The organism is Streptomyces sp. NPDC039736, assembly GCF_055596485.1.
In genome coordinates this window covers 98,654-117,806 of the sequence record NZ_JBVIUQ010000006.1, presented here as the reverse complement: position 1 = coordinate 117,806, position 19,153 = coordinate 98,654, and the positions used below count along the sequence as shown (strand labels likewise).

Sequence of the window (19,153 nt, the reverse complement as noted above, 5' to 3'; positions counted from 1 at the left end):
CTGCCGCCCCCACGGGCCGGGCCCCCGCCCCCCATCGCGAGGAGTGTTCCGTGCCCATGTCCCTTGTTCCGCTGCACCGGCGGATACGGCTGGAGCGCAGCGGTCTCGCCCTGCGCTTCGCCCTGATCATCGGCGACCGCCGGCTGGCCGACGCCCACCAGGTGTCCTGCGAGCACGACACGGTGACGGTGGCCTTCCCCGAGGTGCGCGTCACCGTCACCCTCACCGGCTCGGCGACGGAGTGGGGCGTGCTGGTCGCGCTGCGGCTGCGCACGAGCCCCGGGGCGCTGCCGGGCCCGGCGCCGTACGCCGCCGACCGGGTGCTCACCGGCCGGGCGGGCGGCCCCGAACAGCGGGAGGCCCTGCTGCGCGAGATCCTCGCCGCCCGGGGCCCGCACTCCGCCGGGCGTCCGGCGGCACGGACGGGCCTGACCCCCTTCCACGTCCTGGCGGCGGCGGTCTGAGCGCGGCACGCGTGGGCGCGGCACGCGGCCGGGCGGTGCGTCCGGCCTGCGGTCCGCTCGCGCGTACGCCCTGCCGTTCAGGCCGCGCGGGCGGCGGGGGCGGGAGGCGGGACGGGGTCCTCGAACCGCTTCACCCCGGGCACCAGCAGGCACAGCAGACTGGACAGCGCGACCACCACGCCGCCCGCCACCAGGGTGACGGTGGTGCCCAGCAGTGCCACCAGGGGCCCGACGAGCGCGTATCCGACCGGGAGCAGCGCGTAGGCGCCCAACTGGTCCAGCGCGAAGACCTTGCCCAGCACCGCGTCGGGGAAGGCCCGCTGGAGCGCGGAGACCCAGTAGACGAAGTACAGCTCGACCACGAAGCCGCCGAGTGCGAAGCAGACCACCACGGCGGGCAGCGGGAAGGGGGCCGCGAGGCTCAGCGGCACCAGCGCGTACCCGGTGAGCGCGACGACCGAGACGGTGCCGCGCGACGCCGGCCGCCAGCGGCCCGCGAGCACGATGGCCGGCAGCGCCCCGATGCCCATCGCCGACAGCACCACGCCGTACGCGAAGTCACCGCCCAGCTCCTCGCGCGCCACGATCGGCAGCAGGGTGAGCGCGGTGGCCGAACCCGCGAACAGGTGCAGGCAGACCGTCCCCATCATGGCCATCACCCAGGGCCTGCGGCGGATCGCCCGCAGCCCCTCCGCCGCCTCCGCGAGCACTGAGGCGCGGCCCTTCGCGTCGCGCCGTTCGTCGGGTATCCGCGCCACGACCAGCGCGCCCAGCGCGAAGACGCCGCTGACCACCAGCAGTGCGGTGCGCGTGCCGATCAGCGCCACCGCGGTGACGCCGAGCATCGCGCCCAGCACGGCGGAACCGCGCTGGACGGCGGAGACCAGCGCGTTCCCGCGCTCCAGCAGCGCCGCCGGAAGCAGGTTGGGCACCAGGGAGCGCGACGCGGGACGCGACAGCGCCTCGCCCGCGCCGACCAGCGCGGTGATCACCGGCAGCGCGCCGAGCGGCAACCGGGTCAGCAGCAGTCCGGCGGCGAGCAGCAGCACCGCGCGGAAGCAGTCCGCGCCGATGAGGATGCGAGTGCGCCGCAGCCGGTCGGCGATCACCCCGCCGATCAGCAGGCACAGCACGAGGGCGACCGCCCGGCCGCCCAGCACCAGACCGACGCCGCTCGCGCCGCCGCCCCGTTCGAGGACGTACAGGCTGAGCGCCACGGGCAGCACCTGGTCGCCGACCGCGCCGGTCGCCTGGCTCGCCCACAGGCGCAGGAAGCGCGGGTGGTGCCGCAGCTTCCCGGCGCCGGCGCCGGGCGCTCCGGAAGCACCGGACGCGCCGGACGCGTCATCGGCCGTACCGGAAGCGCCGCCGCCCGTGCCGGAGGCGGCGGGAGGGCCGCCGTCCGCGTGCGGCGTCCCTCCGGCCGTCCCCGGCACTCCCCCGCTCCCGTCCGCCGCGGTGCGGTCCGGGCGCGCGGTGTCCTCGGTCATGGTTCTCCTTCTGCGTCTGTCTATGCGGGTGGTACCGGGACCAGCAGTCCCATCGCGACGAGGGCGGCCGTCACCTTCCGGGCGACCTCCTCGCCGAGTTCGGCGACGAGCCTGCTCTCGTCGAGGGCCGGGTCGTACCGCAGCGTCTCCAGGACGGGGGCGACGGGCCGGGGCAGCCGGACCCGGCGCGGTCCCACCAGGAGTTCGACGCCGTCCGCGGACTCGCCGCGGAGCCGGAAGTGGACGCCCTCGCGCAGCCGGTGGCCGGCGGCCGGGCCGCCGGGCAGCACCGGAACCGGTTCGGGCGTCTGCTCCCTGAAGGCCTTCCTGCGTACGTCCCACAGCAGTTCCCGCGGGTCGTCGCCGCGCGCGAACTCCCCGAGGCGCTCGACGGCCCGGCCGAGGAACGCACGGGCCTGCTCGGGGTCCTCGGCCCAGTCGTCGGGTTCGACACCGGCCCGCAGCCACTCGTCCTCGGCGGCCCGGCGCACCAGTTCGGCGAGCAGGTCGTGCCGGGTCAGCCGGGTGACGGCGACGGTGAGGTGGATGGACAGCGTGTCCAGGGCCACCGGCGAGTGCATGGTGCCGCGCGGCAGGTAGAGGGTGTCCCCCGGGCGCAGCGTCAGGTCGTCGAGCGGTTCGGAGGCGGCGCGCAGTTCCGCGCGGCGGTGCTCGGGGATGTCGAACCAGGCCTGCGCGGGCAGCGGGTCGCGGACCGGCCGGGTGCGCAGGACCCAGCGCTTCTCGCCCGCCACCTGGAGGACCAGGACGTCCTGGATGTCGAAGTGCAGGTCCACGCCCTGGGAGCCGGGCGGGGTGAGGAAGGCGTTGATCTTGACCGGGTGCCCGAGCTCGGCGGACAACGCGTGGGCGAAGCGCCGCAGCGGCGCGTGGAAGCGGTGCAGCGAGCGGACGATGAGGGTCTGTCCCGCGGCCAGCCCGGCCCGGATCGCGTCGGTGTGCGGAAACGGCGGGGCGCCGGGGGCGTCGCCTGACTCCGGAACCGCCCCCGTGTCGACGGGGCACTCGACGCCGTCGCGCACCAGCCGCAGGGACGACAGCCGCATGCCGCCCGAGAGCAGGTCCTCCAGCGCGTCCGGGGAGAACAGGTCGGTGAAGCCCTCGGCCAGTTTCTCGGCACGGGTGTGCAGATGGTGATTCCCGAAGACCGCCTTGCGGAATTCGTGCGGGGTGACGGCGACGCAGCGTTTCAGGGCCATGGCGATCTCCTGCCGGTCTCGGCGCGGGCGGACCAGGGGGCGGGTTGGGGCGTGCGGGGTACGGGTCTCGGGGGGGGCGGCCCGGAGCCCGGGTTTCAGCGCAGGGCGGCCGGCCGCGGGTGCGCGAAGTCCGACGGCAGGAGCGGGCCGGCCTCCCGCGGGACGCCGGCGGCGAGCAGGTACACGGCGAACTCCTCGTCCGGGTCGACGCCGAGGAGCCGCTCGACCGCGCTGTCCTCGAAGGCCACCGTCTGGAAGGGGCCCAGTCCGAGCGCGGTCGCGGCCAGCGCGAACGTCTGCCCGTAGTGTCCGGCGTCGTACATCCACAGCCGGTAGGCGCGCGGGTGCCGGTACTTCCACGCCAGCCGGTTCGCCACGGCGGTGGTGAAAATGGTGAACGCCCCACGGTACGACGCCTCTTGGCGGTACGTCAGCTCCTCGACCTGTTCCCGGCGCACATCGGCGTCGAGGAGTTCCAGGACGTGCCGGGCGGCGGAGTAGTGGTAGAGGCCGGGGGCGACGCCGGTCACGTTGTGCGCGACGAGGTACGCCTCCACCTCGTGCCGTCCGCCCGCGGAGGAGCTGACCCGGGCCTGCTGCACGCCGAAGGGACCGCCGTCGAGGAACCGGTGCGGGCCGAAGCCGTGGAACAGCAGGGTGCTCAACTGGTCGATGCCGACCGGGTCCTCGGTGAAGAGCCGATGGGTGCGGCGCGCGGCGAAGACGTCGTCGACCGTGCCGTGCAGCGGCAGCGGCCGCCGGGGCAGCGGCACGACGGGACGGCCGGGGTACTCCTTGAACGCGTCGGGCATGCCGCCCTCGGCCACGATCTCCCCGGCCACCTCTCCCCTGCGGGGGGACTCGACCAGGTAGTCCGCGTCGCGGCCTTCGACGTGGAAGCGCTCGGCGACGCCGCCCCAGCGCTCCCAGAGCGGCGCGGGCCGCACTTCGGAATCGGCCGGAACCAGGAGGCCGATGGCGGTCAACTTGTCCAGTGCGGCGCGCAGTTGGGGGACGTTCTCCTCGCCGAACGCGGCGGCGAGTTCGTCCGCTCCGACGCCTTCGCCGGCCCGCTCCAGGATCTCGCGCAGCTCGGGTGAGAGCCGGACCCACTGGCGGCGCCCGGGCACGCCGACCTCCAGGCCCTCGGGGACCCAGCGGCAGATCAGTTGCGCGCGACGGCGAATCTTCAACGTCTTTCCCTCTCGCGGGGAGCGGTGCCCGGCGTTACCGTGAAGCCAGCGGTATCTGCACATGCGTGTGCACGAGCGCACGGGCGGGTCGCTGCCGCCGCGCGCTCACCACGATGTCCGACTGCGATGCACTGCTCGCACCGCAGCCGGACATCTGTGTTTCCCCTGAGCGCTTCACCCGAAGGTGGCCTCAGGCGGGCACCCTCAGGTGCTCGGGTGGTGCAGCAGCACCACGGCGTCCTCGATGATCTCGATGTCAAAGGCCATTGTTGTCACCTCCTTCTTTCCTTTGTCGATTCGGTCCGGATTTCCCTTTTCAGGGCCTCCCGTTCCGCTGCCAGAACATTAGGACAAGGAATTGACGGCCAACAAGGGCCACTCTCCCATCTGGCAGGAATACTCCCCCACTTCACCGATCAGCCTCACAAAGCACCAGGTCAGCAGCCTGTGTGCGGGAATCACACCCCCCGGCCGGTTTCCGAAAACCGACTCCACTTACCCCATGAACAGACCTTGACCGAACCTCGACAGGGACCCCCTAGAATGCCCCCATGATTTCCCGGGAATCCCCCGCACGGCGGGCCGGAAGTCCGTGAATTCATTCCGGGCCGCCGCGATTGGCCCATGATCCGGTCGCCGGATTGCACCGTGCCGCCGGCCTCACCGGTCCCCTAGCCTGACGGTCATGAGCGAGAACGACAGCACGCCGAACGCCCCCCACGTCCCCGAGCACACGCCCCGGATGAACTGGACGGACCACGCCCCCGACGTCTTCAGGGCGATGCGCCAACTGGACAAGGCCGCCGGGAAGCACCTGGACCCGGTGCTCGCGGAACTCGTGAAGATCCGCGCCTCGCAGCTCAACCACTGCGCCTTCTGCCTGGACATGCACACCAAGGACGCCCTGGCGGCGGGCGAGCGGGTGGAGCGGATCGTGCAGCTCTCCGCCTGGGAGGAGTCGCGGCACTTCTACACGGCGAAGGAGATCGCGGCGATCGAGCTGACGGAGGCGATCACGGTCCTGACGGACGGGTTCGTGCCGGACGAGGTGTACGAGCGGGCGGCGAAGCACTTCGACGAGGTGGAGCTGGCCCACCTGATCGCGGCGGTCAACACGATCAACGCGTGGAACCGGTTCGCGGTGTCCACGCGGATGGTGCCGGGCCACTACGAGCCGGGATCGCACTGACCGGACGGGCCCGCCCCCGGCGACAGCGCGCCGGGGGCGGGTCCGCACGCGGGGGCGGGGCCCCGAGCGGCCCGCCCCGGTGCGCCGTCCGGGGCCCGGGATTTCAGCCGAGCGAGGGCCAGACCGGGCCTTCTTCGGTCCAGACGACGCCCTTGTTGCGGCACAGGCAGAAGGGGTGGCCGGCCGGGTCGGTGTAGATCCGCCAGCCGTAGCCCTCGGGGCCGATGAAGTCCTGCCGCAGCGTCGCGCCGAGGTCCAGGACGCGGCGCTGCTCGGCCTCGATGTCGTCCACCTCGAAGTCGAGGTGGAACTGCTTGGGGTGCTCGTCGTCGGGCCACTGCGGAGCCCGGTGGCCGTCCACCCGGATGAACGCCAGCTCGATCTCGCCGAACCGGATGCCGGCCCACTCCTCGGAGCTGTCCTCCTTCACCGGACGCCCCGTCACCTCGGAGTAGAACGCGGCCAGCTTCATCGTGTCCGGGCAGTCGATGATGAAATCAGTCAGTCGTAGCATCCCGCGATCCTGCCACGGGACCTCGTCCGCGTACACGTCCGTCTGCCGGGCGGCGGCGGTCACTCGGGAAGCCAGGCGCGCCAGGTGGACTCGTTGGCGGCGACCCACTTCTCCGCCGCCTCCTCGGGGGAGAGCTTCTGGTCGGCGATCATCAGGGAGACCTGGTTCTGCTGCTCCGCGTTCCACTTGAAGTTCTTGAGGAAGGCCGCGGCCCTGCCGCCCTTCTTCGCGAAGTCGGCGTTCATGTACTTCGCGAGCGGAGTGGTCGGGTAGGCGCAGTCGATGTCCTGCGGAGCCTTCGCCGCGCACTCCTGCGAGTACGCGGGGAGCTGGACCTCCACCATCGGGACCTGCTCGAACAGCCACTGGGGCTGGTACCAATAGGTCAGGAAGGGCTTCTTCTCCTTCGCGAAGCGCTGGATCTGGGTGATCTGGGCGGCCTCGGAACCGGAGAAGACGACCTGGTAGTCGAGTTTCAGGTTGTCGACGAGGGCCTTGTCGTTGGTGACGTAGGACGGGGAGCCGTCCAGCAGTTGGCCCTTGCCGCCGCTCTCCGGGGTCTTGAAGTACGAGGCGTACTTGTTGAGGTTGCGCCAGTCCGTGACGTCCGGGTGCGCGTCGGCGAAGTACTTGGGGACGAACCAGCCGATGTGGCCGGTCACCCCGACGCCGCCCGCCGGGACGATGGTCTTCTTCTCCTTGACGTAGCGGGCCTCCTGTTCCGGGTGGCCCCAGTCCTCCATGATCATGTCGACCCGGCCCTGGCTGAGGGCGTCCCACGCGGGGACCTCGTCGACCTGGACGGTGTCGACGCGGTAGCCGAGTTCGCGTTCCAGGATCAGCTTGGCGACGGCGACGTCCGCCTGGGCGCCGACCCAGGACTGGACGGAGAGGGTGACCGTCCTCGCGCCCGCCGCGTTCGCGTACGGGGACGCCTGCTGGGTCATGTCGGCCGCGCCGCAGCCGGTGAGGAGCAGTGCGCCGAGACCGAGCGCGGTGGCCTTGACTGCCGTACGACGGTTCATCACGCGTCCTCCTTGCGGGCGGCCCGCGAGGGCTGGGTCACCCGGTCGAGCATCAAACCGAGGCAGACGATGGCCGCGCCCGCCTTGAGGCCGGTGGCCAGGTCGCCCTGGGCGAGGCCGAACACCACGTCGTAACCGAGGGCGCCGCCGCCGACCAGGCCGCCGATGATGACGACGGCGAGGACCAGGACGACGCCCTGGTTCACGGCGAGGAGCAGGGACGGCCGGGCGAGCGGCAGTTGGACCTGGCGGAGCTGCTGGCCGCCGGTCGCGCCGAGCGAGCGCGCGGCTTCCAGGGCCGCCGGGGAGACCTGCTGGAGGCCCTGGGTGGTGATGCGCACGACGGCCGGCAGCGCGTAGACGACGGCGGCCACCGCGGCCGGGGCGCGGCCCACGCCGAACAGGGCGACGACGGGGATGAGGTAGACGAACTGCGGCATCGTCTGCATCACGTCCAGGACCGGGCGCAGCACGCGCTCCAGGCGGCGGCTGCGGGCCGCCGCGACGCCGATCGCGAAGCCGATGACCAGGGTGACGGCGACGGCCGCGAGGACCTGGGAGAGCGTGTCCATGGACGGCTTCCACACGCCCAGGACGCCGATCGCGGCCGTCGCGAGCGTCGCGGTCAGCGCCGACTTCCAGGTGCCGATCAGCCAGGCGAGGGCGGCGACCAGGAACAGGACCGCGTACCAGGGCAGGGCAGTGAGGCCCGAGCGGATCGGGTCGAGGACCCAGGAGGTGAAGTGGCCGGCCCAGTCGGCGGTGCCGCCGATGACGGGGACGCCCGAGTAGAGGTGGTCGGTCATCCAGCCGACGGCCCTGTTGACGGTTGGAGCGATCTCGACGGACCAGCCCTCGGGCCACAGGAGCGAGCCCGCGAGCCGGCCGGCGACGGCGACGGCCGCGGCGACGGCGAGGCCGAGGGCCGCCGGGAGCCAGGACCGGCCCGCCCCGCGCTCGCCGGAGCCGGCGGCCGCAGTGACCCGGTCGAGGACGATCGCGATCAGGACGATCGGGAGACCGGCGGCCAGCGCCTGGCCGACGTCGACGGAGGCGAGCGCCTGGTAGACGCGGTCGCCGAGACCTGCGGCGCCGATGACGGACGCGATGACGGCCATGGACAGCGCCATCATGATCGTCTGGTTGAGGCCGAGCAGGAGCTGCTTGCGGGCGAGGGGGAGGCGGGCGGTGAGGAGGCGCTGGCGGGCGGTCGCGCCGAGGGACTCGACCGCTTCCAGGACGCCCTTGTCGGCGTCGCGCAGGCCGAGCGCGGTGAGCCGGGCCATCGGCGGAGCCGCGTACACGACGGTCGCCAGGACGGCGGCCGGGACGCCGATGCCGAAGACCAGCACCACGGGGAGGAGGTACGCGAAGGCCGGAAGCACCTGCATGGTGTCCAGGACCGGCCGCAGGACGCGGAACGTGCGGTCCGAGAGACCGGCGGCGAGGCCCAGGAACGCGCCCAGGAGCACCGAGGCGGCGACGGCGACGGCCATCAGCGCGAGGGTCTGCATGGTCGGCACCCACATGCCGAGCAGCCCGCAGGCGGCCAGCGACACGAGGGTGCCGGCCGCGAGCCGCACCCCGGCGGCACGCCAGGCGATCAGCGCGGCGACGGCGGTGGTGCCGGCCCAGCCGAGGGCGAGGAGGACCAGGTAGACGGCCCGGACGCAGAGGACGACCGCGTGGGAGACGTGGCCGAAGAAGTACAGGAAGAGGGGGTGGCCGTCGCGGTTGTCGATGATCCAGTCGCTGACCTCGCCCAGGGGTGCGGTGAGGTCGACGGTGAGGGGGGCCGGCCAGGTGCCGGACGCCCAGCGGGCGTGCAGCACGGGGACCGCGACGGCGGCGAGCACGAGGAGCACGCCGAGCTTGCGGAGGGCGGGCCGGCGGGCCAGGCGCTCCCGCAGGCCGGCCCGCTGCCCGCGGGGCTTCGGCGGGGCGGAGGCGGTGGTCACGGCACTCACGCGGTCACCTCGCCGGTACGGGGGCGGACGGCGCCGGGCCGGGCGGCACGGGCCCCCGGGCGGCGGGCGGCGCGGCGGTCCGCGCGGGGCGCGGGGAACGTACTGGCGTACCTCATCAGGCGGTCACCGCCAGGGTTCCGGCGACCACCGCGAGGAGGCAGGCCCGGTCGACGACGCCCAGGAGGCGGCCGTCGGACATCACGCGGGCCGTGGGCTCGCCCGTGCGGACCAGGGCCTCGATGGCCTGGGAGACGGGGGCGGACGGGGACACCGCCGGGCCGGACTCGGCGTCGCCCGCCTGCGGGGCGCGCATCGCGGAGGCGACGGTGAGGACCTGCTCGCGGGGCACGTCGCGGACGAAGTCCCGCACGTAGTCGTCGGCCGGGGAGCCGACGATCTCCTCGGGCGTGCCGAGCTGGACGATCTCGCCGTCCCGCATCAGGGCGATGCGGTCGCCCAGCCGCAGGGCCTCGTTGAGGTCGTGGGTGATGAAGACCATCGTGCGGCCCTCCTCCTCATGGAGGCGGACGACCTCCTCCTGCATGTCGCGCCGGATGAGCGGGTCCAGCGCGCTGAACGGCTCGTCGAACAGCAGGACCTCGGGGTCGACCGCGAGCGCGCGGGCCAGGCCGACGCGCTGCTGCTGGCCGCCGGAGAGCTGGCCGGGGCGGCGGTCCTCCAGCCCGTCCAGGCCGACCTTGCCGACGACCTCGGCGGCCCTGGCGCGCCGTTCGGCCCTGCCCACGCCCTGCACTTCCAGCCCGTACGCGACGTTGTCGAGGACCGTGCGGTGCGGCAGCAGCCCGAAGTGCTGGAAGACCATGGCGGCGCGGTGCCTGCGGAGTTCGCGCAGCCGGCTCCTGTCCATGGACAGGACGTCCTCGCCGTCGATGGCGAGGCTGCCGGAGGTGGGCTCGACGAGCCGGGTCAGACAGCGCACGAGCGTCGACTTCCCGGAGCCGGACAGCCCCATGACGACGAAGACCTCGCCCTTCCGCACGTCGAAGGAGACGTCGCGGACGGCGGCGGTGCAGCCGGTGCGTTCGCGCAGTTCGGCGACGGAGAGACCGGTGAGGTCCTGGTCGCCGGGGATCCTGTCGGCCTTGGGGCCGAAGACCTTCCAGAGGTTCCGTACGGAGAAGACGTGCTCGGCGGCGTCGCTCGGGGGCTCGGTGGTCGTCATGGCGGGAGTCGTCCTCATTACGCGGCACCTCCGGAGATGGTCGGTTGCTGCTGCGCGGCGTCGGCCAGCAGCAGCTCTGCGCACTTCTCGCCGACCATCAGGACGCCGATCATCGGGTTGACGGCGGTCATGGTCGGGAAGACGGACGCGTCGGCGATGCGGATGCCGTCGAGTCCCTTGATCCTCAAGTCGGGCGTGACGACGGCGAGCCGGTCGTCCGCCGCGCCCATCCGGCAGGTGCCGGCCGGGTGGTAGACCGTGTGCGCGACCTTGCGCGCGTACTCGCTCAGCTCTTCGTCGGAGGTGATCTCCGGGCCCGGGCAGACCTCGCGCTTCAACCACCCCGCCAGCGGCGCGGACTTGGCGATCTCGCGGGCGATCCTGATGCCGTCGACGAGGGTGCGGCCGTCGTAGTCGTCCGCGTCGGTGAAGTACCGGAAGTCGAGGGCGGGCTTCACGGCCGGGTCGGCGCTGGTGAGGTAGAGGCGGCCGCGGCTGCGCGGCTTGGGGATGTTGGGGGTCATCGACACGCCGTGCGCGGGGCGTTCGTAGCCGAGCCGCTCCGGGTTGTCGGTGAACGGGATCTGGTAGAAGTGGAACATCAGGTCCGGGCCCGCGTGCCCGGGGTCCCGCCGCACGAACAGTCCCGCGTCCGAGTCCATCGCCGAGTTCTCGGGGATCGGCCCGTGGGTCTCCCACACGATGACCGACTCGGGGTGGTCGAGGAGGTTCTCGCCGACGCCGGGGAGGTCGACGGCGACGGGTATGCCGAGCGCTTCGAGGTCGGCGGCCGGGCCGATCCCGGAGTGCATCAGCAGCCGCGGCGTGTCCACCGCACCGGCGCAGACCAGGACTTCGCGCTTCGCCCGTACGAGGACCTCCTCGCCGCTCCCGGTGCGGACGCGGACGCCGCGCGCCCGGGTGCCGTCGAGCTCCAGCCCGTACGCCCAGGTCTCCAGCATGAGGTGCAGGTTCGGGCGGTCCAGGAAGGGGTGGAGGTAGGCCACCGACGCCGACGAGCGCTTGTTGTCCTCGGGGTGGTAGGCGAGGTCGAAGAAACCGACGCCGTCGTCGAAGGGCTCCTTGTTGAAGCTCTCGACGCGGGGGACGCCGAGGGCGTCCTGGGCGGCGTCGACGAAGTCGCGGGCGATGGCGTTGCGGTCCGCCTCGTCGACCGGGACGATGTTGTTGCGCAGCTTGGCGAAGTACGGGTCCATGGCGGCGGCCCCCCATCCTTCGGCGCCGTTGGCCTCCCACTCGTCCCAGTCGCTGGGCAGCGGCTTGAACGCGATCAGCGTGTTGTGCGAGGAGCACCCGCCGAGGACGCGGGCCCGGCTGTGCCGGATGTGGGAGTTGCCGCGGGGCTGCTCGGTGGTGGGGTAGTCGTAGTCCAGCTCACCTCCCAGCAGGCCCATCCAGCGGCGCAGGGTGAGGACTTCGGGGCGGTCCACGTCGGAGGGGCCGCCCTCGATGACGGCGACGCGGACGGCGGGGTCCTCGGTCAGACGGGAGGCGATCACGGATCCGGCGGTGCCGCCGCCGATGACGACGTAGTCGTATTCGTGGATGGGCTCGGGCATGTGGTGCTGCTCCTCTTCTGGCGAAGGTTCTGTCGCGTAATGGGTACGGGGCGACGCATGGGCCGCCGCACGGGCTGCCGCACGGGGCTGTGCTCGATCTGCGGCTCGGGCGCGCGGGCGCTCTTTCCGTACCCCGTCAGGGGCGCGGGGCTGTACTTGACCTGCGGCTCCGCCGCGCGGGCGCTCTTTCCGTACCCCGTCAGGGGCGCGGGGAACTGCGCGACCAGCCACGACGCACCCGCACGGAACCGTTTGACTGCCCCGCGGGTTCAGGTGAAAGGGCGGGGCTGGGGACCTGCCTTTCCGGTACGGACGGTGCCGGGCCCCTGCTGGACGGCCGTCCGGAACAGGGCCCGGCCGGGGCCGGAAGCGGGAGGGGCCGCCCCCCTCGCCCCCTCGGGGCGGCCCCGTCGCCCAAGGGAACGGGGCGGCTGCGAAGCCCGAGGGGGGCGAAGGGGAAGTGACGGGGCGGCAGGACCCGCCGAGCCCGGACCCGGGATCAGCCGGAGAACCAGCGGACCGGCGCCGGATTCAAGTTCTGATAAACGTGCTTGGACTCCCGGTACTCCGCCAACCCGGCCGGCCCCAGCTCCCGTCCCACCCCCGACTTCCCGAATCCCCCCCACTCCGCCTGCGGCAGATACGGGTGGAAGTCGTTGATCCACACCGTCCCGTGCCGCAGCTTCGCCGCCACCCGCCGCGCCCGCCCGGCGTCGGCGGTCCACACCCCGCCCGCGAGCCCGTACTCGGTGTCGTTGGCGAGGGCGATCGCCTCCGCCTCCGTGCTGAAGCCCTCCACGGTGAGGATCGGCCCGAAGGTCTCCTCCCGTACGACCCGCATCGCCCGGTGGCAGCCGTCCAGGACGGTCGGCCGGTAGAAGTACCCCTCGTACCCGTCCCCCTCGGGCCGCCACCCGCCGGCCCGCAGCACGGCGCCCTCCTCCAGCGCGGCGGCGACGTAGTACTCGGTCTTCTCCAACTGCGCGGCGGACACCAGCGGTCCGCACTCGACGCCCTTCTCGGTCCCCCGCCCGATCCGGATCCGGTCGGCCCGCCGCGCCAGCTCGGCGACGAACCGTTCCCGCACGGACTCCTCCACGATGAGCCGCGACCCGGCGGAACAGACCTGCCCGCTGTGGATGAAGGCGGCGTTCAGCGCCTGGTCGACCGCCGTGTCGAAGCCCTCCTCCGTCGCGCACGCGTCCGCGAAGACGACGTTCGGGTTCTTCCCGCCCAGCTCCAGGGCGACCTTCTTGACGGTCTCGGCGGCGGCCTGCATGACCTTCGTACCGCTCACCAGTCCACCCGTGAACGACACCAGGTCCACCTCCGGGTGCTCGGCCATCCGCGCCCCGACCGAGGCCCCGGGCCCGGTGACAACGTTCGCCACCCCTGCCGGCAGCCCCGCCTCCACCAGCAGCGCGACGAGCGCGACGGTGGTCATGGGGGTGATCTCGCTCGGCTTGACGACGAACGTGTTGCCGGCCGCCAGCGCGGGCGCGATCTTCCAACTCGCCTGCAAGAGCGGGTAGTTCCACGGCGTGATCAGCGCGCACACGCCCACCGGCTCGTGCACCACGACGCTGTGGATCTCGGCGGACCCGGCGTCCACGACGCGTCCGGCCCCCTCCCCGACCACCAGGTCGGCGAAGTACCGGAAGGCGTCCGTGACGCAGTCGATGTCGACGCGCCCCTCCTCCACGGTCTTTCCGGCGTCCCGCGCCTCCAGCCGCCCCAGCTCCTCGCGGTCCCGCTGGAGGAGGTCGGCGACCCGGCGCAGCAGCGCGGCACGCTCGGCGGTGGGCGTCTGCGGCCAGACGCCCTGCCCGCCCGCGAAGGCCTCGCTCGCGGCGGCGACCGCTGCGTCGACGTCCTCCGCGCCGCCCTCGGCGACCACGGCGAACGGCTTCGCGTCCGCGGGGTCGAGGATCTCGCGCGTGGCGCCGGAGAGGGCTGCCCGCCACTCCCCGCCCACATGGATGGTCTTTTCTGCCGACACGACGCTTTCGCCTTCCGTTACCGAAAGGACCAGAGGGCTGGTCCCTGCCAGTCCAGGAGCACTGGCGGCGGGACCCCTCCCCCGGGCGGCCGAAAGCATGCCGTTTACCCGGCCGAAAGTGCCATGAGTCACTTTCGGCCGGGCCGGAAGTCCTGATCGGGCGCGGACGCGACCCGGGCGGTACAGGGCCCGTCGGGGCCGGAAGCCGCCCCTCCCCTCAGCGTCCCCCGGCGGCCGCCGCCTCCTTCGTCAGGATCAGTGCCTCGTACAGACCCAGTTGGGGCTCGGCCTTGCGCAGCGCCTTGATGGCCTGCACGGAGTCCGCCTCGGCCTTCACCCCGGCCGCTTCGATGCGTTCCCGGGCCCACCGCCCGCGCATCTCGGCCTGCGGGGTCTCGGGCGCACCGGCCACGAGCGCGACGGCCCGCTCCAGCCCCGGCCGCTCGGCGTCATCGGCCCCGGTGGCGTCGAGGGCGTCCCTCAGCAGCCCGAGCAGGGCGTCGCGGTCGCTGAGCGCGATGACGTGCAGCTCGCGCTTGTCGAAGAGTGCGGCCATGGGAGTACCCCCGATTGGATGAATGCGGTCACCCCCCTGCTTCCACGGCCGGGACCCCGCCAACCCACACTTGATCGTTTCCTGAGCAACCGGACGGCCGCGGCGCCGCCTACGGCGTGTCCCGCACGGGCTCGAAATGGCGCAGGGCCGCCTCCAGGGTGTTCCGCTGCCGGGGCCACTCCCCGGCCGGGCCGACCACCGCGAACGCGTAACGCCTGCCGTCGGCGGCGGGGAAGACCCGCTGGACGAGGGTGAGCCGGCGGCCCGTGCGCAGGCTGTCGTACGAGTGGACGAGCTCGGCGGCGGCCTTGGTGGTGGGGTGCAGGGAGTGCACTTCGAAGCGCGGGTAGTGGCGCTGGGCGGCGACCGTGACGCGCAGGGCGCGGGTCGCGCTCATACGGGAGTCCGGCAGGGGCCAGAACTGGAGGAAGCGGCTGTACGGGGACGAGGGCGAGCGGTAGTAGACGGAGGCTCCCACGTCCCGCCGCCAGCCGCTGGGCACGGCGAGGGTCACCCCGGAGGCGTCCCGGACGACCGCGAAGTCGGCGGGGAGGGCGGGGAGGGAGGGCCCGGGAGACGCACCGGTGGCTCGCGCCGGTGAACCGGGCCCCGGCGCCGCCCGGGGAGCCGGAGGCGGCTGCGGGGCCCCGGCCGGCCGGTCCTGGACGAGCCATCCCGTACCGATCCCGATCACCAGGCCGAGCACCACCAGAAGAACGTTGACCGGGGTGAGCCGCAGCCGCGGCCCGGCCTTCCCGGTACTGAACGCCGAACGGACCGCCGGGCCACCGGAGTCGCCCGCCTCCCCCACCGGGCCCGGGTGCGTGCGTTCATCGTCCTGCACCATGCCCCGCTCCCCCTCGGCCGTCTGAACTCCCCTGCGGACGGAGGGTCATGGTAGATCCGCCGACCGTGATCGGGACAGCTCGTGCCCGGCGTCAGTACGAGGGGACCGCGTCGTCCTCGAAGTCGTCGGCGGGGGTGTCCTGGACCTGGAGGCCCGCCACCCACAGCGGCATCATCCAGAGCAGGACGAACACGCCGACGAGCAGCGGGGCGACGTACGCCCTGGTCAGTTGGCCGTCGGAGGCCCAGGCCGCCAGCCAGAGCCCGGCGGCCGCGCCGATGACCAGCGCACCCGTCATCCGGTGCGCCGTCGCGCGGGCCCGCTCGCGTTCCATGAGCTGGCGCTCGTCCAGGGCGCGGGCGCGGAGTTCGAAGAGCCCGGCGGTGGCGCCGTTGAGGACGCCGGCGGCCAGGCACCAGAGGAGGGTGACGGGAATCAGGGCGAAGACGGCCCACCGCTGGTCGTACGCGAACACCTGCACGACGAGGGCGACATCGGCCACGGTCAGGGTCACGCTCGCGGCGACGGCGGCCCGGCGGCGGCCCTTCGTGGCGCTGAGGACGCGGCCCCTGGGGTCGTTCATCAGGGCCCGCATGCGCCGGTCGTATCCCGTCATCCTCTTGCTGGCGGTCGCGTTCATGACTGTGCCTTCCTCCCGTAGACCTCGTGCGTGAGCGAGCCGAACGGCTCCAGCGAGAACAGCGCCTCAACCGGCAGTTCGAAGAACGCGGCGACCCTCAGGGCCAGGTCGAGGCTGGGGTTGTACTGCCCGCGCTCGATGTAGCCGATGGTCTGGTAGTGGACGCCGACCGCTTCGGCGAGGGCCTGCCGAGAGACTTTCCGCTCGGCCCGCACCACGGCGATTCTGTTGTGCACCTGCTCGCTCATGTATAAGAAGTACTACATTCGAGCGCAGGTGCACAACAGCTACGAGTGCCGGAACGCACGAGAAAGCCCCCGGCGGTCGGACCGCCGGGGGCTTTTCGGGAGGGTTGCCCGAAGGTGTCTCAGATCAGGCCGAGCTCGCGCACCGCGTCGCGCTCTTCCTTGAGCTCCTGGACCGAGGCGTCGATCCGGGCGCGGGAGAAGTCGTTGATCTCCAGGCCCTGGACGATCTCGTACTTGCCGTCCTTGCAGGTGACCGGGAAGGAGGAGATGAGGCCCTCGGGGACGCCGTAGGAGCCGTCCGACGGGATGCCCATCGAGGTCCAGTCGCCCGCGGCCGTGCCGTTGACCCAGGTGTGGACGTGGTCGATGGCGGCGTTGGCGGCCGAGGCCGCCGAGGACGCGCCCCGGGCCTCGATGATCGCCGCGCCGCGCTTGGCGACGGTCGGGATGAAGGTGTCGGCCAGCCACTGCTCGTCGTTGACGACCTCGGCGGCGTTCTTCCCCGCGACCTCCGCGTGGAAGATGTCCGGGTACTGGGTGGCGGAGTGGTTGCCCCAGATCGTGAGCTTCTTCAGCTCGGAGACCGGGGTGCCGGTCTTCTTCGAGAGCTGCGAGAGCGCGCGGTTGTGGTCCAGGCGGGTCATCGCGGTGAAGCGCTCCGCGGGCACGTCCGGGGCGGCGGCCTGCGCGATCAGGGCGTTGGTGTTGGCCGGGTTGCCGACGACCAGGACGCGGATGTCGTCCGCGGCGTTGTCGTTGATGGCCTTGCCCTGCGGCTTGAAGATGCCGCCGTTGGCCGAGAGCAGGTCGCCGCGCTCCATGCCCTTGGTGCGGGGGCGGGCGCCGACGAGGAGGGCGACGTTCGCGCCGTCGAAGCCGACGTTCGGGTCGTCCGTGATCTCGATGCCCTGGAGCAGCGGGAAGGCGCAGTCGTCGAGCTCCATGGCGGTGCCCTCAGCGGCCTTCAGGCCCTGCGGGATCTCCAGGAGACGCAGCTTGACCGGCACGTCCTGGCCGAGCAGGTGACCGGAGGCGATGCGGAAGAGCAGCGCGTAGCCGATCTGTCCGGCCGCGCCGGTGACGGTGACATTCACGGGAGTGCGGGTCATGGCGGTCTCCGTAAGGCAAGCGAAGTGGCGGGGGGTCCCTGCCCCTGGTGTGCGGGATATCTCGATGTGGAGAGATGTCCGGCGCCAGGCTATCGCGCCTCGGACGGGCCGTATCCCCGGGCCCGTGTGGGACGGGGCACACCCCGTGGGCGTACGGGCCCCGGCGCACGCGTGCGTACGAGAACGGCGGGAACGCCGACGGCCGCCCGCGCAGAGGGGGGAAGCGCGGACGGCCGTCTCGGGTGGCATCACCCGTGGGGGGGATGACGTCCGCCTGCCCCGGGGGACGGCGGACATGCGCCCTGTTCCAGAATTTTCTACTCGGCGGTGGTGCAGCCCTTCTTGCCGGTCTTCAGCGTCGCGCAGGCGCGCGCCTCGTCCGCCGTGGCCGCCTCGACCATGGCGGTGTACGCGTCGGTGGCCGCCGCGCCGACCACGCCGTTGCGGCCGGCCGCCGAGGTGTCGGAGGAGACCGTCACCTTGTCGCCGCCGCCCGCTCCGGTGATACGGGCCCAGGCCGCGCCGCAGGTCTTGCTGTAGCGGACCTCGATGCGGGCCGCGCCGACCGTGCCGCGCGCGGACGTGACGGCGTACTCGCCGCCGCAGCCCATCGCCTCGGGGTCCTTGCCGTCGCAGGCCTTGCCGCTGCACTTCACGCCGGCGGGCAGCTTCGGAGCGGGCTCCTTGGTCTGCGAGACCGCCGGGGTGTCGCCCGCAGTCGGCTTCTTGTCCTTGTCGTCGCCGCCGGTCAGCAGCACCGCGGCCACGATGACCAGCAGCGCGCCGACGACGCCCGCCAGGAACATCGTCAGCTTGCGGCGCTGACGCCGGCGGTCCGGCGCCGAGTTCGGCGGCGGCGTGCCGGGACGCCCGGGACCGGGCGGCCCCGAGGGACGGTCGTAACCGCCCGCGCCGCCCGAAGCGGAACGCGCCGAAGGGGCCGAGGACGCCGTCGAGGCGGACGGGCTGTTGTAGCTCTGGCCCTGGCTGAAGCCACGCTCGAAGTCACTCGCGTAACCGCGCTCGTGCTCCGGGCTGCCCGGCGCGGGACGGCTCGGCGCGGTGCGCCCGGCAGCCGAGGGCCCTTGGCCGGTACGGGCCGCCGGACCCGACCCGGTGCGCGCCGCGAGCTCGCTCGGGATCTTCAGGTTCGTCGTCATGTCGAACGCGTCGGTGTTCGGCCGGGCCGCACGACGCTGCTGGCCGGTGTCGGTCAGCGCCGGGTCCGACGCCCGGCCGGGGCCGGAAGCGGAACCCGGACGCGCCGATCCCGGACGTGCCGGCGGCGTCGAGGTGGTGCCCGCCTTGCGCGACTTGGCGTTCTGCGACGCGGGCGCGCCGAACTCGCCCAGGGCGGCCCGCGCCTGGGAGATCCGGATGGCCTCCATCGTCATGTCGTGGCGCATCTCGGAGCGGCTCCAGGCGCGCTCCGCGAGCTCCCACATGGTGGTGAGGTGCACGGGGTTGGTCCCGGTCACCTCGGAGAGCGCGACGACCGCGCCCTTGGGCGCGAGCAGCCGTCCATTGAGATAGCGCTCCCAGGACGTCTTGCTGTACCCGGTGCGGTCCGCGACCGCGGCCACGCTCAGACCGCTGCGGTCGACGAGCCGACGCAACTGGTTCGCGAACTCCCTGACCTGCGGGTCGAGTCCCTCCGGCAGCGCTTTCCAACGAGGCATAGCTTCCCCCTTGTCCCCCCGTACGTTCCTGAATTGCCCCGCGCTCTTGTTCCGGCCCCCTGCTCTTGCCCCTTCGATCCTGGCGTACCCAGAGGGATGCGCAGAGCCAGGATGTCAGTTCCTGGGGCGGGAGCGCACGGGAGCACATCGGAAGTCGGGCGCACCCCATTGCGCGCTCCCGTTCCGATCGCCCGTACCAGTGTCCCACCGATGCTGTGTGCGGATTGCCCGAGCCCCGGCCTTCCCGCAC

At 72.7% G+C, this 19,153-nt stretch carries 17 protein-coding genes; 2 read left to right on the top strand and 15 right to left on the bottom strand.

The features are described 5' to 3' along the window. Nucleotides 1-56: 56 nt before the first annotated feature. Nucleotides 57-464: a hypothetical protein gene (locus ACZ56L_RS19955; protein WP_345228838.1), complete on the top strand. Its 408-nt coding sequence runs from the start codon at nt 57-59 to the stop codon at nt 462-464. Between the two features lie 77 nt (nt 465-541). On the opposite strand, the gene ACZ56L_RS19950 is transcribed toward ACZ56L_RS19955, so the two are convergent. From ACZ56L_RS19950 to ACZ56L_RS19940, 3 genes are all read right to left on the bottom strand, one after another. Next, on the bottom strand, nt 542-1,954 hold the full coding sequence (locus ACZ56L_RS19950; protein WP_468691739.1) for an MFS transporter: 1,413 nt from the start codon (nt 1,952-1,954) through the stop codon (nt 542-544). Between the two features lie 20 nt (nt 1,955-1,974). Next, the gene (locus tag ACZ56L_RS19945) at nt 1,975-3,174 is read right to left on the bottom strand and encodes a cupin domain-containing protein (RefSeq protein WP_471065353.1); all 1,200 of its coding nucleotides are present in this window, start codon (nt 3,172-3,174) and stop codon (nt 1,975-1,977) included. Between the two features lie 95 nt (nt 3,175-3,269). Then, on the bottom strand, nt 3,270-4,367 hold the full coding sequence (locus tag ACZ56L_RS19940) for a SagB/ThcOx family dehydrogenase (protein ID WP_468691736.1): 1,098 nt from the start codon (nt 4,365-4,367) through the stop codon (nt 3,270-3,272). A gap of 685 nt (nt 4,368-5,052) precedes the next feature. Between ACZ56L_RS19940 and ACZ56L_RS19935 the strand changes: the two genes are divergently transcribed. Then, a complete protein-coding gene (locus tag ACZ56L_RS19935; protein ID WP_380837265.1) occupies nt 5,053-5,556 on the top strand; it encodes a carboxymuconolactone decarboxylase family protein in 504 nt (167 codons plus the stop codon). Nucleotides 5,557-5,659: 103 nt separating this feature from the next. Here ACZ56L_RS19935 and ACZ56L_RS19930 read toward each other — a convergent pair whose 3' ends face one another. The 12 genes from ACZ56L_RS19930 to ACZ56L_RS19875 form a co-directional block, all read right to left on the bottom strand. Then, nucleotides 5,660-6,070 (bottom strand): VOC family protein, encoded by a 411-nt coding sequence (locus ACZ56L_RS19930; RefSeq protein ID WP_345228842.1) that lies wholly within the window; start codon nt 6,068-6,070, stop codon nt 5,660-5,662. A 59-nt stretch (nt 6,071-6,129) separates the two neighbouring features. Next, a complete protein-coding gene (locus ACZ56L_RS19925; protein WP_471065350.1) occupies nt 6,130-7,095 on the bottom strand; it encodes an ABC transporter substrate-binding protein in 966 nt (321 codons plus the stop codon). Beyond that, complete coding sequence (locus ACZ56L_RS19920) at nt 7,095-9,062, bottom strand: ABC transporter permease (RefSeq protein ID WP_471065348.1); 1,968 nt, start codon at nt 9,060-9,062, stop codon at nt 7,095-7,097. Before ACZ56L_RS19920 ends, ACZ56L_RS19925 begins: the two co-directional genes overlap by 1 nt. 115 nt (nt 9,063-9,177) lie before the next feature. Then, nucleotides 9,178-10,245 carry a quaternary amine ABC transporter ATP-binding protein gene (locus ACZ56L_RS19915; RefSeq protein WP_471065346.1) on the bottom strand — a complete coding sequence of 356 codons (1,068 nt, stop codon included), beginning with the start codon at nt 10,243-10,245 and terminating at the stop codon, nt 9,178-9,180. 17 nt (nt 10,246-10,262) lie between these two features. Further along, entirely contained in the window at nt 10,263-11,825 is a 1,563-nt protein-coding gene (locus ACZ56L_RS19910; protein ID WP_401756634.1) for a GMC family oxidoreductase, read from the bottom strand. A gap of 499 nt (nt 11,826-12,324) precedes the next feature. Then, complete coding sequence (locus ACZ56L_RS19905) at nt 12,325-13,824, bottom strand: aldehyde dehydrogenase family protein (protein ID WP_471065344.1); 1,500 nt, start codon at nt 13,822-13,824, stop codon at nt 12,325-12,327. Nucleotides 13,825-14,041: 217 nt separating this feature from the next. Next, a complete protein-coding gene (locus ACZ56L_RS19900) occupies nt 14,042-14,380 on the bottom strand; it encodes a hypothetical protein (protein WP_471065342.1) in 339 nt (112 codons plus the stop codon). Nucleotides 14,381-14,489: 109 nt separating this feature from the next. Next, on the bottom strand, nt 14,490-15,227 hold the full coding sequence (locus ACZ56L_RS19895) for a hypothetical protein (protein WP_471065340.1): 738 nt from the start codon (nt 15,225-15,227) through the stop codon (nt 14,490-14,492). Between the two features lie 91 nt (nt 15,228-15,318). Then, a complete protein-coding gene (locus ACZ56L_RS19890) occupies nt 15,319-15,867 on the bottom strand; it encodes a hypothetical protein (protein ID WP_345228848.1) in 549 nt (182 codons plus the stop codon). Next, on the bottom strand, nt 15,864-16,115 hold the full coding sequence (locus ACZ56L_RS19885) for a helix-turn-helix transcriptional regulator (RefSeq protein ID WP_345228849.1): 252 nt from the start codon (nt 16,113-16,115) through the stop codon (nt 15,864-15,866). Before ACZ56L_RS19885 ends, ACZ56L_RS19890 begins: the two co-directional genes overlap by 4 nt. Before the next feature lie 119 nt (nt 16,116-16,234). Continuing rightward, complete coding sequence (locus tag ACZ56L_RS19880) at nt 16,235-17,224, bottom strand: malate dehydrogenase (protein ID WP_185028179.1); 990 nt, start codon at nt 17,222-17,224, stop codon at nt 16,235-16,237. 317 nt (nt 17,225-17,541) lie between these two features. Then, a complete protein-coding gene (locus ACZ56L_RS19875) occupies nt 17,542-18,903 on the bottom strand; it encodes a helix-turn-helix domain-containing protein (protein ID WP_471065337.1) in 1,362 nt (453 codons plus the stop codon). Nucleotides 18,904-19,153 lie beyond the last annotated feature (250 nt).